Origin of the sequence: Pseudomonas entomophila (genome assembly GCF_023277925.1) — a bacterium.
Taxonomy (GTDB): domain Bacteria; phylum Pseudomonadota; class Gammaproteobacteria; order Pseudomonadales; family Pseudomonadaceae; genus Aquipseudomonas; species Aquipseudomonas entomophila_D.
The window spans coordinates 2,100,513-2,115,110 of record NZ_CP063832.1 but is presented as its reverse complement, the minus strand read 5'-3'; the positions used below and the strand labels follow the sequence as shown (position 1 = coordinate 2,115,110).

Genomic DNA, 14,598 nt, shown 5'->3' with positions numbered 1-14,598 from the left:
CTCACAGCTCGGCGGCTTTGAAACCGACCGAATAGCGCTTCTCCACACCGCGCAACAGCACCAGTGACACGCTGGTCAGCAGCAGGTACAGCCCGGCCACGGCGAGGAAGAAGGTGAAGGGTTGGTGGGTGGCGTCGGCGGCGTTCTTGGCCTTGAACATCATGTCTTGCAGGCCGATCACCGAAATCAGCGCGGTGGACTTGGTCAGCACCAGCCAGTTGTTGGTGAAGCCCGGCAGGGCCAGGCGCACCATTTGCGGCACGCTGATCCGCCAGAACACCTGCAGGCCGCTCATGCCGTAGGCCGCGCCCGCTTCGGCCTGCCCGCGAGGGATGGCCAGGAAGGCGCCGCGAAAGGTTTCCGACAGGTAGGCGCCGAAAATGAAACCCATGGTGCAGACCCCGGCGATGAACGGGTTGATGTCGATGTACTGCTCGTAACCCAGCGCCATCGCCAGCCGGTTGACCAGGTCTTGGCCGCCGTAGAACACCAGCAGGATCAGCACCAGGTCGGGAATGCCGCGCACCACCGTGGTGTAGACATCACCCAGGGTCGCCAGCCATCTCAGCGGTGACAGGCGGCAGGCCGCGCCAATCAGGCCCAGGGTGATGGCCAGGGCCATCGCCAGCAGGGCCAGGCTGACGCTCAGCCAGGCGCCCTCGAGAATGCTCGAGCCGTAGCCGTAAAGCATGATGAGAGTCCTCGTCGGCCGGGGTTACTGGCCGTAGATGTCGAACGGGAAGTACTTGCTCTGCACCTGCTGGTAGGTGCCGTTGGCGCGGATGGCGGCGATGGCGGCGTTGAGCCGGGCCAGGTTGGCGCTATCGCCCTTGCGCACGGCGATGCCGGCGCCACGGCCGAAGTACTGCGGGTCGCTGATATCCGGGCCGACCAGGGCGAAGCCTTGGCCCGCCGGGGTCTTGATGAAGCTTTCCTCGGTGTTGACGATATCGGCGAGGGTGGCGTCCAGGCGGCCGGCCACCAGGTCCAGGAAAGCTTCATTCTGCGAGGCGTAGCGCACCACTTCGACGCCGGCGGGCTCCAGTTGCTCGGTGGCATAGCGGTCGTAGGTGGAGGCGCGTTGCACGCCGAGCTTGCGGCCCTTGAGGTCGGCGGCCGGGTCGTTGAGGGTGCTGCCGGCCTTCATCGCGAACTTGCCGGGGGTGTGGTAGTACTTGTCGGTGAAATCGACCGATTTCAGGCGGTCCTCGGTGATCGACATGGACGACAGCACAGCGTCGATCTTGCGCACCTTCAATGACGGAATCATCCCGTCGAATTCCTGGATGACCCACTGGCATTTCACCTGCATCTGCGCGCACAGGGCGTTGCCGATGTCGTAGTCGAACCCGGCCAGCTCACCTGCGGGGGTGCGGTAGGAGAACGGCGGGTAGGCGGCTTCGATACCGATGCGCAGGCTGCCTTCGTCGGCTTGTGTGAGTGCGCTGCAGGCACAGAGTGTCAATGCGCCGAGAAGTCCGGTCTTGTTCATATTCTTGACTCCGGTGGGTAGGGCGGTGCCTGCCATGGCCCGTTGCGGGTGATGGATCAGGCGAGTCAGAAAATGACATGAATAATTTCATAAATCAACATAGTGAAAATAATTGTGTCAGATTGGCGACTGACGGCTGCCCGGTGTTCGTCTCAGGTCTTGTGGTGGTGTACACATCCAGCGCCGCCCGCGCGGCGCATCGCGGATGAATCCGCTCCTACACGTTTGTTTCCGGCCAGCCATGTCTGGGAAGGTACCGGGGATCGCCTTGGTAGGAGCGGATTCATCCGCGATACGCCGCACGGGCGGCGCTCGATCTCACGGACGATGAAGATTGCGTGGCAGCCCCCCTGCCCACAAAGCTGATCAGGCCCTTCAGCGCAACCGCAACACTCGATCCAGCGACAACGCCCCACCGCCCCGGGCAATCAGCAGAAGGAGCAGGCCGGCCCACGACAGGTGGGTAGGCCAGGCATCGGGGTAGACGAAGACCTCGATCACCGTGGTCATGCCCAGCAAGGCCAGCGCCGACAGGCGGGTGAACAGGCCCAGCACCAGCAGCAGCGGGAACAGGTGCTCGGCATAGGTCGCCAGGTGCGCTGCGAGCCAGGGCGACACCAGCGGCAGGGCGTAGTCACTCTGGAACAGCTCGTAGGTGCCGGGGGTGATGGTCAGCAGCCCTTCGACCTTGGTGCGCCCGGACAGAAAGAAGATCGAGGCGATGCCCAGGCGAGCGACCAGGCACAACAGGCTATCGCTCAACAACCCTTGCAGGCGGTCGGCGAGGCGGTTCCAGTGTTGGCGCAAGCCACGGGGCGACGCGCTGGCGTGGGTGATGTCCATGACGGCTCCCTCAAGCGAAGGTGAGTGGGCGAAAGACCCGGGCTTGCAACAACCGCCCGAGCAGGTCGTTGAAGTCCAGATTGGGTTGGGTCTGTTCGGCGTGCAGCGAAGCCTGCTCCAGCGGCTGCCCGGCGGCACAGGCATCGAGGAAGGCGCAACCGCCGAGGCTGAGCGCCTGGTGGGTGACGCCCTCGCAATCACCGCTGAACAGAGCGCCTTCGGCGGCCCAGGGGTGATCCGCTGGCCAGGGCAGGTGTTCGCGGCTGTGGCGCCAGAGGCTGTAGGCCGGGTGCGTATCGAACCACTGCCAGCGCACGCTGGCCCGCGGGCGCAGGTGGCTGAGAACAAGGTCACTGGCAGTCATGCCCGACAGCTCGGCCAGTTGCAGGCAAGGATCGTCGGGCGCACTGAAGGCTTCAGTCCAGGCAACGTCCAGGCGCGCGACATCTGCCAGGTAAACCAGGCCATGATGGGCCAGATGGTCATCGAGAAAGGCCGGGAACGCCGCGCCATAGCGGATCAGGCGAGGATCACAGGGCGGCGACTGCTGGGCGTAGGCCGTGGCGGCGGCGTGCATCCATTCAGGCCCCACCAGGGTCTCGACGCTGGGGAAGTTGGCCCGCAATGCGTCGACGCAGCCGGCCAGCACGGTGTTGCGGTATACCGTGAACGCCGCTTGCCCGGTGAGTGCGGCCAGTTGTGGGGCAGGGCGCAGGTACAGGGCGTCGACGAACGCGGCCTGGAACTGGCCAAGGCTGAGGTTCATGGCAGGTCTCCGGCGCGGTCGAGGGTCGCCTGGGCGATGGCGCGCTCGGCCAGCAATTCGTTGAAGGCGGGAATGTTGCCGTCGCGTTCGATCAGGGTCGGCCGAGGGCCGATCCGCTGGATCAGTTGCCGGTACAACGCCCACACCGGCTCGGCGATGCGGGCGTCGTGGGAGTCGATCAGCAGAGCGGCCTGGTCGTCATGGCTGTGGCCGGCCAGGTGTACCTCGGTGATGGCCTGGGCGGGAAAGCGTGCGAGGTAGTCCGGCGCGCTGAAACCGAGGTTGTGGGCACTGACGTGCACGTTGTTGACGTCCAGCAGCAGGCCGCAACCGGTGCGGTGAACCAGTTCGCCGAGAAAGTCGATCTCGTCCCAGTCGTGGCCGTCCAGGTGTAGATAGTGGCTGGGGTTCTCGATGGAAATGGGGCGCCCCAATGCCTCCTGGGTGCGCTGGATGTTCGCGCTGATCCGGGCCAGCGCTTCGTGACTGCGGGGAAAGGGCAGCAGGTCGGGGTGATACTGGTCACCCCAGGTCGACCAGGCCAGGTGTTCCGACACCAGTGCCGGGCGCACCTGTTCGACCAGCAGACGCAGGCGGCGCAGGTGCTCTATATCCGGTTCGGCGTCCGCCGCCAGTGACAGCGCGACACCGTGCAGCGACAGCGGATGGCGCTCGGCCATCCGCCGCAGCCAGGCAAGGCGTGGGCCGCCGACCATGTAGTTTTCCGGATGCACCTCGAACCACAGCCCGTCGGCGCAGCAGGCCCAGGCCTGGGCATAGTGCTCTGGCTTGAGCCCGAGCCCGGCACCCATCGTCGGGATCCCGTTCATGGTCGGTGGCCTCTGTTCAGGACTTGATCGGGGTGAGCGAGCCCATGCCGTTGGGGGTCTGGATCGACGTGCAGGTGCCGGTCGGGACGTTTTTCCAGTGCATGCCGTCGTAGTCTTTCTTGGCGCTGCCGGCGCAGGTGGTGCCGGCACCGGCCTTGCAATCGTTCTTGCCAGCCATGGCGACGCCGTAGCATTTCTCCATGGTGGCGCCGGTGCCGGCGGGTTTGGTGTCGTCGGCCATGACGGTGCCTGCAAGGGCGGCGAGGGCGAGGGCGGCAGAGGCGAGGGCGAGGGTTTTCATGAGAGTGCGCTCCAGGGGAAGTGGCCGAGGCGGTTTACCGGCGGCTCATGGAGTAGTTCGTGGTGGAGGCGGGTCGGGTTACAGGGCCAGGAAATTTTTTTGTTCTTGGTCGATTGCCTTGAAATCTTCTGCGCCCATCAGGTCGAGCGCGCCCCGCGCGGCGCGCGATCTGCGTACCCGCACATAACCTGAGGCGGGCATCTGGACGGCTTCACCGTTCATCCGGCACTTGCGCCCGGTACGGTGGCGATGCTTGGATGAAAAGAATCCTACCGACGCTGTAACCCAGGCGGACGATGCAACGAACTAATTCACAGGACGTGCTCAGCACTCGCGAATCGCACTTGCAGGCTCTGCTGCTGCAAGGGCTGGCCGGCGATGCGCTTGCCTATCGCCAGTTCCTTACGGCATTGGCAGCCCATGTGCGCGGTTTCTTGCGGCGGCGCCTGCCTCAGCACCCGGCCGAGGTCGAGGACTTGCTGCAGGAGGTGCTGCTGGCGGTGCACAATGCGCGCCACACCTACCAGGCGCAGCAGCCGCTCACCGCCTGGGTGCAGGCGATCGCCCGCTACAAGCTGGCCGACCACCTGCGCAGCCACGCCCGCCATGAGGCGCGGCACGATGCGCTGGAGGATGACAGCGAACTGTTCGCCGTCAGTGACGAAGAACCCGCCCAGGCCAGCCGGGACCTGGGCAAACTGCTCGGGCAACTGCCGGATCGTCAGCGCTTGCCCATCGTGCACGTCAAGCTGGAGGGCCTGTCGGTGGAGGAGGCCGCACGGATCACCGGGCTTTCCAGTTCGGCGGTGAAGGTGGGCATCCACCGGGGCCTCAAGGCTTTGGGCAGGTTGATTCGAGGTAAAGGCAAAGATGAAGACCAATGAACTGATCAGCCTGCTGGCCACCGCGCAGGGGCCGGTAGACCGCCATGCACTGGCGCGGGGCTTGGGGTTGGCGCTGCTCGCCGGCATGCTGGGCGCGCTGTTGCTGACCGTGGCGCTCTACGGGGTACGTAGCGACCTGGCCGAGGTGGCGCGCACGCCATTGTTCTGGGCCAAGGTGGCCTTGCCCACCAGCCTGGCGCTGCTGGGGCTGGGGTTGACGCAGCGATTGGCCCGGCCGGGTGTCAGAGGGGGCGCACTCTGGGGGCTGCTGGGGGTGCCGCTGCTGCTGGTCTGGTTGGGCGCCGCCATCAGCTTGCAGGGCGCCCCACCTGAGGCACGGGCTGACCTGATCTTTGGCCGCACCTGGCGTACCTGCGCGCTGAACATCAGCTTGCTTTCGACACCCGTGTTCATCGCCGTGTTCTGGGCGTTGCGTGGCCTCGCCCCGACCCGTCTGCGCCAGGCCGGCGCCGCGGGCGGGTTGCTCGCCGGCGCCACCGCGGCATTGGCGTACTGCCTGCATTGCCCGGAGATGGGCGTGCCGTTCTGGGGCCTGTGGTACCTGCTGGGCATGCTGGTGCCCACGCTGCTCGGCGCTGCGTTGGGGCCGCGCCTGTTGCGCTGGTGAGCCGGGCGCTTCAACCCACCCGGGCGCGGTGTCGTTTCTTGCGGTACATGTCGCTGTCCGCATGGCTGAGCAAGGTGTCAGCGTCCTCGCCATCCTCGGGGTAGAAGGCCAAGCCGATACTGCAGGACGGCATTCTGACCTCACCGAACTCAGTACCCAGCGGCTCGGCCATGGCCGAGGCAATCTGCTCCACTTTCTCGTGCACGGCGGCATCTGACGGGATATCCGTCAACAACACGATGAACTCGTCCCCACCCATCCGCGCCACCGTGTCCGCCTCGCGCACACAGGCCTGCAAGCGGTGGGCGATCATGCAGAGCACGCGATCGCCCGCCGCGTGTCCATGGCCATCATTTATGCCTTTGAAGTCATTGATATCCAGGAACAGCAGCGCCAATCTGCGCTGGTGGCGATGTGCCACGCGCAGGGCCGAGGCCAGCCGGTCATTGAACAGCGAGCGGTTGGTCAGTTGGGTCAGCGGGTCGTGGTGGGCGAGGAAGCGCAGTTCGTGCTCGGCCTGGGCGAGGGCGGTGATGTTGCGCGCGACGCCAATGCGCGCGCCCACCTCTTCGGACCAGAACGCCGCCCAGAGGATATGCACGATGCCGCCATCCTTGCGCACATAGCGGTTGCGAAAATCGAAGTGGGGCGTGCCGCCCATGACCTTGACGATCGAGGCGCGGGTGGCCTCCAGGTCGTCGGGGTGCATGTAGCGGGTAATCGGGGTACCGGTCAGCTCGTCGGCCTGGTAGCCGAGCAGCGCCTCGCAGGCATTGCTGACGAACACGATGGTGTCGTGCCGGTCGACCACGAACACGGTATCCAGCATCAGGTGGATCAGCTTGGGGTAGAGCGCTTGCAAGTCAACGGGCATAGGGCGGGGCGTCCGTCACAAAGTGCTCGATCATGGCCCGATCGCGTGGGGTGGCTTGAGCGCTCCTGCAGGCCAGCCCGGGATTCCGTTCGCCGCGCGGGGGACAGCATACACAGGGTGGTGCCCGGGCCACCACAGCGGCCTGGATAAAAATGCGCCACCCGCCGCGGGCGCCAGGCCAGGCAACTTCCGCGCTACGGTAACGATACTTATAGGTTACTGCGCGCACCGTTAGCCTGTCAGGCACCGCTGGAAGTTGTGCGGCTTCCGCGGTTGTCGGAACTTCTCGAATATAAAAACGGAGCCGATGTTTCTAAATAATGCTGTGTGGCGAGTGCAGTGCTGCCCAGGGATGTATCGAACAAAGCCACTCGGCATACAGGCAACTTTTCCATGTAAGGACGCAAAGGAAATTCATGCCATGGCTGAAGTGCAGGGCAAACAAGAAGGTCGGGACCTTGTGGCGGTAGATGAAGTCAGGTCCGCGAAGGACGCGCTGTTGGCGAGCGCGACTTTCAGAAAGTCGCCACGCATGAGCCGGCTGTTGGATTACCTGGTGGAGCAGGCACTCAAGGAATGCGCCCGCGACACCAGCGAGTACGCCATTGGTATCGGGGTGTTCGACCGCGACCCCCAGAACTACAGCCCGGGAGAGGATCCGGTGGTCCGTGTCCAGGTGGGGCGGTTGCGGGCCAAGCTCAAGCACTACTACGCCGTGGGGAACAACACCGCCGCGCTCGAGATCGTCGTGCCGCTGGGTTGCTACATGCCTGTGTTTCGGCGCCTGCGCCCGGTTACCTGTGGTTTTGAGCAAGGCAGTGCCTTTTCCATCTGCCCTTTCAAATGCGTGGCGCAAGCCGCCGAGTGGGAGTGTTTCGCCTTGGGGCTGCATGAGGAGCTGACGCACCTGCTGTACAAGAACCTGGGCCGGCGCATCATCGTCGAGCCTGTTGGTATGGCACCGCAACCCATGGCCGGCGGGCATCGCCTGGAGGGCAGCGTGCATGTCGATGCGCAACGCATCCGCACCAGCGTCCGTTTGATCGAAACGGCCACCGGTTGCGTGACCTGGTCGGAGCAGTTCAACGGCGAGGCTTACCTGGAAATCACCCACCAGGAAGCCTTGGCGTCCTCCATCTGCCAGGCGCTACAGGCATTTCTCGGTGCTTCGCAGCAGGAGCGGATGTGCTTGAACATGTAACTAAGGGGGGCTTTTAGTTACGGTAACGCTACTTATTGAATGGCCAGATTATATTTACGCTCCACCCTGAGTCACAAGGAAAGCCAAGGATAGAAAGTTGCTCTTCGGTGACTCAGGTCGTTAGCCGGGAACATAAACGGCTGACATACATCAAGGCGTTAAGGAATGACAGGTGACACCATGACCACGTTCTCCATGGATTTTGATTTTACTTCGGCCGACCAGAAGGCGGTGCTCAGCGCATTGCAAAACCAAGGCTACAGCCTGATGGCCTACAAGGGCGCGGTAGGGCCAAACCAGCTCACCGCCGGTGTGCCTACTTGGTTCTCCGTGCCGTTCGGCTCGATGTTCGGGCTGGTCGACATCGAGTACACCCCGCAATACAAGATCTACGTCACCACGCAAGGCAACATCGCGGCCAACACCACGATCCAGATGCAGTCCATTTCCGCTGAGTTGTCGCTGGGCAGCGCGCAGACCTTCAACCCCGACGGCAGCTTCGTGTCGGGCGGCGTGTCGGGCGTGCCTGCCGACAGCCTGGGGTTGTTCAACAACCGGCCGTCCGGGACCCCACCCTTGACCGTAGGCCTTGCTGGCCTGGTCAACACACCGAACGGTAGCCAGTACCTGCCGTTCTGCGCCTTCACCCTGAACCCACAAGGTTCGATCATGATGAAGCCACTGGACACCATCCTGATGGTGGCGGCGCAACAGAGCCTGCAGTCGGGTAACGTCCAGGCCAGCGTTTCGGCGCCTGGCTGCACGTTCTCCTTCAACGCCAGCACCATCGAATACGATCTGCAGGTTCTGGCCAGTACCTTCGCGATCACCAACCTGCCCAATACCCCAGCAGTACAGCCGGTGAGCTCCGGTTCGACGATCGGCACCATCGTCAACTCAGGCAGCTGAAAGCACATCGCTTGATGCCATGACACCCGTATCCGCCCTTGGTGGATACGGGTGTTTTTCTTGGGAGAAACCAATGAATCGATCCGGATTGATGTGTCTGACCTTCGCCTGGCTGCTGGGTATGCTTGCGCCGCCGCCATGCCGCGCAGGGACGCTGCAGTTGAACCTGAATGTCGACTACGACGCCAGGAAGTTCCTGGTCGACAACAACCAGTACATCGTCGTGGTGCTGCCTGACCCTGCCTCCGAGGGCGGCAATGTCGTGGCGGCCTACACCCTGCAACCGATTGCCGACCAGACCACGCTGTTGTTCGACACCACCCGCGTGGCCTATGTGTCCCATGGCGCGGTGGCGTACCCAGGCACACTGACGCTGGGGCCCTGGTCCGAGGCGCTGGCAGGTAATACCTACAGCTTCGATGGCGTGCAGGTGAACGGCGATGGCACTGGCTTGGCGGGGTACATCGGCATGTATTACGACGCGCCGCCGAATGCCCAGCCCGTGGTCACGGGCGCGGCGAGTTTCATCTACCAGAACGGTGACGAGAAGCCCGATAGCCCTTCACCCGTCAATTACAACAGCCTCAACCCTTTCCAGACACGTTACACCCAGGTCCTCGCGCCGACGGTCTGGGTGTTCGTGGCCAGCAATGTCCCGTCGGGCACGGTACTGCCCGTGAGCATGCTGCGGCCGGTGGCGCCCCAGACGATGAGCAAGTCGGCGCAGCTGTCGGCCAACGCGACGTTGCAGATTGGCCGTTACACGGTGGTGACCTTGAGCGCATCGAGCCCGCAAAGCGTCTATTTCGATGTGTCGATCAATGCTTTCGTGGCGGGGAACTACCCCCCGCAATCCTGAGTGGCCGGGGTTACGGTATCGATACTTACTCAGGTGGGGTGGGCGAAGTACTGTCAGGGCGTGGGTAGCGGTACATCCAGCACCGTCACCTGCATCCATCAATGAGACAGGGAAGGAAACCAACATGACTGATGTTTATAGCGCCGCGCTGAACAAAGTGGTTGCAACCGGTAATGCCTACACAGGGGGTAACCAGAACTATGCGGTACCCAACTGTGTGAATGCGGCTGGGCAGACGCTCGTCGTCGGCGACCGCTACACCTTGCGAGACGGCAATCGCCCGCAGATTTCCGTCGAGTGCCTCACCTTGGGTGGCGGCGTGGGTGGCGCAGCCGCCACGTTCAAGGAAGTGTGACCCTGTGCCGGCGCCGCCCTCACGGGCGGCGCCTGTACTCAGAGGTCGGCCAGCACTTGCGCGGCGGTGGTCACCTGGCCGAAGTGGTGCTTCCACAGGTCGATGCCCAGTTGCCCTGAGCGGTCCAGCGAGGAGCCCGAGGTGAGGTCGGTCACCAGGGTCGGGTTGAGCCCGGCGTCGAACAGGGCAAACCCCGCCGCCAGCACGCAGGTTTCGGTCTGCAGGCCGCACACCAGCACGCGCTCGACGTTCAGGCCCTTGATGTAGGCGAGGGTTTCGGCGGTCTGCCCGTAGCCGTGCTTGACGAACACCTTGTCGGCCTCGACCAGGGCCACGTCCTCGGCGGCCGGGTGCCAGCCGAGCTGGCGCTGGAACGGGGTGGCCTGCTCGTCGTGCAGTTCGATGGAGGCAACGGTGGGGATGGTCGCCGACAGCCGGCGAATGCCGTCCACCAGTCGCTCGGACGGGCTGAAGGTGGATTGCACGTCTACGATGAGCAGTACTTGCCGCATTGATTTTTCCCGATCCAGGTACGAAGGGCGCCGAGTATAGCGCCGAGCGCCTCGTGGAGGGCGTTCGTCCTGGTTCGAACACGCTGGATACGCCGCAGCGAAGGGGCGCTCATGCAACGGATCGTGATTCTGGGCAACGCGGGCAGTGGCAAGTCGACCCTGGCCAGGGCGATTGGCGCACGGCTGGGGCTGCCGGTGGTTCACCTGGACCGGTTGTTCTGGGAGCCCGGCTGGGAGGAGGCGGACGACGAGGTGTTTCGCGAGCGGGTGGTGCAGGCGCTTGCGGGTGGCAGTTGGGTGACCGATGGCAATTATTCGCGGCGCACCTTCGACCTGCGCCTGCCCCACGCCGACCTGGTGATCTGGCTGGACACGCCGCGGCTTACCTGCCTGAGGCGGGTCATCCAGCGCTCGTTGCTCAAGCCTGCGCGGCCTGACCTGCCGCAGGGGTGCAATGAGAAGCCGAACAAGGATTTTCTCGAATTTCTCAAGTTCGTCTGGCATTTCGACCGGGTCAGCCGGTTGGGGATCGAGGCGATGCGGCTGGCGATAGGGGCGCAGGTGCCGGTGGTGCACCTCGGGAGTGCGCGGGAGGTGGCGGCTTTTGTCGAGGGGTTGCCTGGGGTGGTCAAGGGCGATGGTCTTGCGGTGCTCTCGAGATCGAGCACCGCTCGCGGATGAATCCGCTCCTACCTTCGTTGCACCGTGACCCTGCCTGACAGGCCATACCCGAATTTGCTTGTAGGAGCGGATTCATCCGCGATGCGCCGCGCGAGCGGCGCTCTATTGCATAAACGCCGCAGGCCCCCCGTCGAACACCTCCAAAGCCCTACGTCTCAAGCCGCCAACCGCCCACTGGCAATAGCCTCCGACGCCGCCAGCATCGCCCGCAGCAACACCGCGCAGCCGGCCGCCAGGTCCTGCGGTGTGGCATTTTCGATCTCGTTGTGGCTGATCCCACCTTCACACGGTACGAAGATCATCCCCGCCGGCCCCAGCTCGGCGAGGAAGATCGCGTCATGCCCGGCACCGCTGACGATATCCATGTGCGGCAAACCCAGGGTGCGCGCCGAATCGCGCACGGCATCGACGCAGCCACGGTCGAAGTACAGCGCCGGGAAGTCGGCGGTCGGGGTCAGCTCGAAACTCAGGCCGTGCTTGGCGCAGGTGGCGTCGATCACCGCGCGTACCTCTTGGATCATCGCATGCAACTGCTCGCCTTCCAGGTGACGGAAATCCAGGGTCATGCGCACTTCGCCAGGGATCACGTTGCGCGAGCCTGGGTAGGCTTGCAGGCAGCCGACCGTGCCGCAGGCATGGGGCTGGTGGGCGAGGGCGGCGCGGTTGACCGCCTCGACCACGGCGGCGGCGCCGACCAGGGCGTCCTTGCGCAGGTGCATGGGGGTGGGGCCGGCGTGGGCCTCGACGCCGCGCAGGGTGAGGTCGAACCACTTCTGGCCCAGGGCTCCGAGCACCACGCCGATGGTCTTGCGCTGGTCCTCGAGGATCGGGCCTTGCTCGATATGCGCCTCGAAGTAGGCGCCCACCGGGTGGCCGAGCACCGCGCGCGGGCCGGCGTAGCCGATGGCGTTCAGCGCCTCGCCGACGCTCACGCCCTGGGCGTCGCGCTTGGCCAGGGTCTCTTCGAGGGTGAACTTGCCGGCGAACACCCCCGAACCCATCATGCACGGGGCGAAGCGCGAGCCTTCCTCGTTGGTCCACACCACCACTTCCAGCGGCGCTTCGGTTTCCAAGCCCAGGTCGTTGAGGGTGCGGAGCACTTCCAGGCCGGCCATGACCCCGAAGCAGCCGTCGAATTTGCCGCCGGTGGGTTGGGTGTCGATATGGCTGCCGGTCATTACCGGTGGCAGGTTGTCGTTGCGCCCTGGGCGGCGGGCGAAGATATTGCCGACCGCGTCGATGCTGACGCTGCAACCGGCGGCCTGGGTCCATTGCACGAACAGGTCGCGGGCCTGGCGGTCGAGGTCGGTCAGGGCCAGGCGGCAGACGCCGCCTTTCTGGGTGGCGCCGAGGCGGGCGAGGTCCATCAGCGATTGCCAGAGGCGGGCGCTGTCGACGTGGTGTTCGGTGGATTGCAGGACTTCCTTGGCGAGGGTGGTCATGGGTGTCTCCTCAGGGCTTTGTCGTTCGGTAGGAGCGGCTTCAGCCGCGATGCTGGCACCGTGGTGGCTGGCACCCACTGCGCGGGTGATCGCGGCTGAAGCCGCTCCTACGGACGTCGTGTCAGGTCAATGGGTCAGGTTTTGGTCGAGGCGCGCCGGCCCGCGCAGCGCCAGGCCGCCCAGGGCGTAGTAGAGCCCGCCACCGAGCAGCGAGCCGGTGAACCAGCCGTAGTCGTAGAACCAGCTGAAGCTGCTGTTGCCGATGGCCATCACGGTCAGTGCCACCGGCACGGCGAAGGCGGCGAACCCCGCCCAGTTCCACGCCGGGTACACGTCGTCGCGGTACAGCCCGGCCAGGTCCAGCTGCTGGCGGCGCACCAGGAAGTAGTCCACCACCATGATCCCGGCGATCGGCCCGAGCAGGCTGGAGTAGCCCAGTAGCCAGTTGGAATAGACACTCTCAAGGCTCAGATCGGAAACGATCCAGCCCAGCTTCTTGAGCAGCTCATGGCCCATCAGCGCCAAGCCGATGAACCCGGTCAGCCACACCGCCCGGCTGCGGCCGATCAGGCGCGGGGCGATGTTCTGGAAGTCGTTGGTCGGCGAGACGATGTTCGCCGCGGTGTTGGTCGACAAGGTGGCGATGATGATCAGCGCCATGGCCAGGGCCACCCAGCCCGGGCTCTGGATATGGCCGATCAGGTTCACCGGGTCGGACACGGTCTGGCCCACCAGCGAGGCCGAGGCGGCGGTCATGACCACCCCCAGCGCGGCGAACAGGAACATGGTCAGCGGCAGGCCGAAAATCTGCCCGAGAATCTGGTCTTTCTGGCTTTTCGCGTAGCGGCTGAAGTCGGGGATGTTCAGCGACAGGGTGGCCCAGAACCCGACCATGGCCGTGAGCCCGGCGCAGAAGTAGCTGGCCACGCTGGCGCCCTCGGGGCGTTTCGGTGGTTGCGCCAGCAGCTCGGTCATCGACATGTGCGGCAGCGCCCAGAACAGCAGGCCGACCCCGACCGCCACCAGCAGCGGCGCCGACAGCGTCTCCAGCCATTTGATCGACTCCGCCCCGCGCAACACCACCCACAGGTTCAGCGACCAGAACAGCATGAAGCCGATCACCTCGCCGGTGCCGCCCAGGGCCTTCCACTCGGGGAACAGCGAGCCGAGGAACAGGTGGATGGCCAGGCCGCCGAACATCGTCTGGATACCGAACCAGCCGCACGCCACCACGGCGCGGATCAGGCACGGCACGTTGGAGCCGAAGATGCCGAACGATGAACGCAGCAGCACCGGGAAGGGGATGCCGTACTTTGTGCCGGGGAAGGCGTTGAGGGTCAGCGGAATGAGCACGATCAGGTTGGCCAGCAGGATCGCCAGCAGCGCCTCGCCCACGCTCAGGCCAAAGTAGGCGGTGAGTACGCCGCCCAGGGTGTAGGTGGGCACGCAGATGGACATGCCCACCCACAGCGCGGTGATGTGCCACTTGTTCCAGGTGCGCTGGTGCACCTTGGTGGGGGCGATGTCATGGTTGTAGCGAGGGCTGTCGAGGACGTCGCTGCCGGCGTCGAGCTCGTACAGGCCGTGCTGCTCGACCACTTGCGATCTGCTCTGTTGCATGGGGCCTTCTCCAGGGATTCTTCTTGTTGTTCGCTCATCGGGCTAATGCGATGGCCGGAGTACACACACCACCAGTACTGCACCTGCGGTCCGGCCATGGCGGTAGTGGCCGGGGTTACAACAACCGTGCCGGGTCGAGTCGGTTCGCTCCCGGTGATCGCCGGTGACCGCAGGTAACCTACTGACTTGCAAAAGCATTCCTGACAGCTGCCGGGGCGTGCGATCAATCGCAGCGCCGACACAAGCCCCGCACCGTGATTCAAAGCGGTGCGGCCCGGCAGATCCGCTGTGCTGCCTGCGCCTTTCCAGCCGTTTCAAACAGCTGAATTTGCGTAGAAAATCTTGACCAGATTTGCATCCTGTCAAGTGCGTCAAAATGGTGAAAGGCTGCTCCCTTTTGG

18 protein-coding genes are annotated in these 14,598 nt (G+C 64.6%); 7 read left to right on the top strand and 11 right to left on the bottom strand.

Annotated elements, in window-relative coordinates; all coding sequences use genetic code 11:
* Position 1: 1 nt before the first annotated feature.
* The 7 genes from IM733_RS09095 to IM733_RS09065 form a co-directional block, all read right to left on the bottom strand.
* Positions 2 to 691, bottom strand: coding sequence for an ABC transporter permease (locus IM733_RS09095; RefSeq protein WP_248920555.1), 690 nt, complete (start codon positions 689 to 691; stop codon positions 2 to 4).
* 24 nt (positions 692 to 715) lie between these two features.
* Complete coding sequence (locus tag IM733_RS09090) at positions 716 to 1,492, bottom strand: ABC transporter substrate-binding protein (RefSeq protein ID WP_248920554.1); 777 nt, start codon at positions 1,490 to 1,492, stop codon at positions 716 to 718.
* A 375-nt stretch (positions 1,493 to 1,867) separates the two neighbouring features.
* Positions 1,868 to 2,335, bottom strand: a complete 468-nt coding sequence (locus IM733_RS09085) for a DoxX family protein (RefSeq protein ID WP_248920553.1) — start codon at positions 2,333 to 2,335, stop codon at positions 1,868 to 1,870.
* Positions 2,336 to 2,345: 10 nt separating this feature from the next.
* Entirely contained in the window at positions 2,346 to 3,101 is a 756-nt protein-coding gene (locus IM733_RS09080) for an HvfC/BufC N-terminal domain-containing protein (protein WP_248920552.1), read from the bottom strand.
* The gene (bufB, locus tag IM733_RS09075; protein ID WP_432760401.1) at positions 3,098 to 3,931 is read right to left on the bottom strand and encodes an MNIO family bufferin maturase; all 834 of its coding nucleotides are present in this window, start codon (positions 3,929 to 3,931) and stop codon (positions 3,098 to 3,100) included. Before bufB ends, IM733_RS09080 begins: the two co-directional genes overlap by 4 nt.
* Positions 3,932 to 3,947: 16 nt before the next feature.
* The gene (locus IM733_RS09070; RefSeq protein WP_240064497.1) at positions 3,948 to 4,232 is read right to left on the bottom strand and encodes a BufA1 family periplasmic bufferin-type metallophore; all 285 of its coding nucleotides are present in this window, start codon (positions 4,230 to 4,232) and stop codon (positions 3,948 to 3,950) included.
* 78 nt (positions 4,233 to 4,310) lie between these two features.
* Positions 4,311 to 4,454: a hypothetical protein gene (locus IM733_RS09065; RefSeq protein WP_248920551.1), complete on the bottom strand. Its 144-nt coding sequence runs from the start codon at positions 4,452 to 4,454 to the stop codon at positions 4,311 to 4,313.
* Between the two features lie 74 nt (positions 4,455 to 4,528).
* On the opposite strand from IM733_RS09065, the gene IM733_RS09060 reads away from it, so the two are divergent.
* Together IM733_RS09060 and IM733_RS09055 are read left to right on the top strand one after the other, a co-directional pair.
* On the top strand, positions 4,529 to 5,116 hold the full coding sequence (locus tag IM733_RS09060; RefSeq protein WP_248920550.1) for a sigma-70 family RNA polymerase sigma factor: 588 nt from the start codon (positions 4,529 to 4,531) through the stop codon (positions 5,114 to 5,116).
* The gene (locus IM733_RS09055) at positions 5,103 to 5,744 is read left to right on the top strand and encodes a DUF1109 domain-containing protein (protein ID WP_248920549.1); all 642 of its coding nucleotides are present in this window, start codon (positions 5,103 to 5,105) and stop codon (positions 5,742 to 5,744) included. The genes IM733_RS09060 and IM733_RS09055 overlap by 14 nt, the downstream gene beginning before the upstream one ends.
* 10 nt (positions 5,745 to 5,754) lie before the next feature.
* Here IM733_RS09055 and IM733_RS09050 read toward each other — a convergent pair whose 3' ends face one another.
* On the bottom strand, positions 5,755 to 6,618 hold the full coding sequence (locus IM733_RS09050) for a sensor domain-containing diguanylate cyclase (protein ID WP_248920548.1): 864 nt from the start codon (positions 6,616 to 6,618) through the stop codon (positions 5,755 to 5,757).
* Between the two features lie 532 nt (positions 6,619 to 7,150).
* Between IM733_RS09050 and IM733_RS09045 the strand changes: the two genes are divergently transcribed.
* The 4 genes from IM733_RS09045 to IM733_RS09030 all read left to right on the top strand — a co-directional run bounded on the left by IM733_RS09045 (position 7,151) and on the right by IM733_RS09030 (position 9,942).
* Complete coding sequence (locus tag IM733_RS09045) at positions 7,151 to 7,819, top strand: hypothetical protein (RefSeq protein ID WP_248920547.1); 669 nt, start codon at positions 7,151 to 7,153, stop codon at positions 7,817 to 7,819.
* Positions 7,820 to 7,999: 180 nt separating this feature from the next.
* Entirely contained in the window at positions 8,000 to 8,728 is a 729-nt protein-coding gene (locus tag IM733_RS09040; RefSeq protein WP_248920546.1) for a hypothetical protein, read from the top strand.
* 73 nt (positions 8,729 to 8,801) lie between these two features.
* Positions 8,802 to 9,587, top strand: coding sequence for a hypothetical protein (locus tag IM733_RS09035; protein ID WP_248920545.1), 786 nt, complete (start codon positions 8,802 to 8,804; stop codon positions 9,585 to 9,587).
* A gap of 124 nt (positions 9,588 to 9,711) precedes the next feature.
* Positions 9,712 to 9,942, top strand: a complete 231-nt coding sequence (locus IM733_RS09030) for a hypothetical protein (protein WP_248920544.1) — start codon at positions 9,712 to 9,714, stop codon at positions 9,940 to 9,942.
* Positions 9,943 to 9,980: 38 nt separating this feature from the next.
* Here IM733_RS09030 and IM733_RS09025 read toward each other — a convergent pair whose 3' ends face one another.
* Positions 9,981 to 10,454, bottom strand: coding sequence for an isochorismatase family protein (locus IM733_RS09025; RefSeq protein WP_248920543.1), 474 nt, complete (start codon positions 10,452 to 10,454; stop codon positions 9,981 to 9,983).
* 111 nt (positions 10,455 to 10,565) lie between these two features.
* Here IM733_RS09025 and IM733_RS09020 point away from each other — a divergent pair, with 111 nt between their 5' ends.
* Positions 10,566 to 11,135 (top strand): AAA family ATPase, encoded by a 570-nt coding sequence (locus IM733_RS09020; RefSeq protein ID WP_248920542.1) that lies wholly within the window; start codon positions 10,566 to 10,568, stop codon positions 11,133 to 11,135.
* Between the two features lie 155 nt (positions 11,136 to 11,290).
* On the opposite strand, the gene IM733_RS09015 is transcribed toward IM733_RS09020, so the two are convergent.
* The gene (locus IM733_RS09015) at positions 11,291 to 12,577 is read right to left on the bottom strand and encodes a Zn-dependent hydrolase (RefSeq protein WP_248920541.1); all 1,287 of its coding nucleotides are present in this window, start codon (positions 12,575 to 12,577) and stop codon (positions 11,291 to 11,293) included.
* A 126-nt stretch (positions 12,578 to 12,703) separates the two neighbouring features.
* Complete coding sequence (locus IM733_RS09010) at positions 12,704 to 14,197, bottom strand: NCS1 family nucleobase:cation symporter-1 (RefSeq protein ID WP_248920540.1); 1,494 nt, start codon at positions 14,195 to 14,197, stop codon at positions 12,704 to 12,706.
* Positions 14,198 to 14,598 lie beyond the last annotated feature (401 nt).

Coding starts and splice junctions, on each gene's coding strand:
- IM733_RS09080 (WP_248920552.1), bottom strand. CDS start 3,101: ATGAACCTCAGCCTTGGCCAGTTCCAGGCCGCGTTCGTCGACGCCCTG.
- IM733_RS09090 (WP_248920554.1), bottom strand. CDS start 1,492: ATGAACAAGACCGGACTTCTCGGCGCATTGACACTCTGTGCCTGCAGC.
- IM733_RS09045 (WP_248920547.1), top strand. CDS start 7,151: ATGAGCCGGCTGTTGGATTACCTGGTGGAGCAGGCACTCAAGGAATGC.
- bufB (WP_432760401.1), bottom strand. CDS start 3,931: ATGAACGGGATCCCGACGATGGGTGCCGGGCTCGGGCTCAAGCCAGAG.
- IM733_RS09035 (WP_248920545.1), top strand. CDS start 8,802: ATGAATCGATCCGGATTGATGTGTCTGACCTTCGCCTGGCTGCTGGGT.
- IM733_RS09015 (WP_248920541.1), bottom strand. CDS start 12,577: ATGACCACCCTCGCCAAGGAAGTCCTGCAATCCACCGAACACCACGTC.
- IM733_RS09040 (WP_248920546.1), top strand. CDS start 8,000: ATGACCACGTTCTCCATGGATTTTGATTTTACTTCGGCCGACCAGAAG.
- IM733_RS09060 (WP_248920550.1), top strand. CDS start 4,529: ATGCAACGAACTAATTCACAGGACGTGCTCAGCACTCGCGAATCGCAC.
- IM733_RS09050 (WP_248920548.1), bottom strand. CDS start 6,618: ATGCCCGTTGACTTGCAAGCGCTCTACCCCAAGCTGATCCACCTGATG.
- IM733_RS09055 (WP_248920549.1), top strand. CDS start 5,103: ATGAAGACCAATGAACTGATCAGCCTGCTGGCCACCGCGCAGGGGCCG.
- IM733_RS09025 (WP_248920543.1), bottom strand. CDS start 10,454: ATGCGGCAAGTACTGCTCATCGTAGACGTGCAATCCACCTTCAGCCCG.
- IM733_RS09070 (WP_240064497.1), bottom strand. CDS start 4,232: ATGAAAACCCTCGCCCTCGCCTCTGCCGCCCTCGCCCTCGCCGCCCTT.
- IM733_RS09030 (WP_248920544.1), top strand. CDS start 9,712: ATGACTGATGTTTATAGCGCCGCGCTGAACAAAGTGGTTGCAACCGGT.
- IM733_RS09010 (WP_248920540.1), bottom strand. CDS start 14,197: ATGCAACAGAGCAGATCGCAAGTGGTCGAGCAGCACGGCCTGTACGAG.
- IM733_RS09095 (WP_248920555.1), bottom strand. CDS start 691: ATGCTTTACGGCTACGGCTCGAGCATTCTCGAGGGCGCCTGGCTGAGC.
- IM733_RS09065 (WP_248920551.1), bottom strand. CDS start 4,454: ATGAACGGTGAAGCCGTCCAGATGCCCGCCTCAGGTTATGTGCGGGTA.
- IM733_RS09020 (WP_248920542.1), top strand. CDS start 10,566: ATGCAACGGATCGTGATTCTGGGCAACGCGGGCAGTGGCAAGTCGACC.
- IM733_RS09085 (WP_248920553.1), bottom strand. CDS start 2,335: ATGGACATCACCCACGCCAGCGCGTCGCCCCGTGGCTTGCGCCAACAC.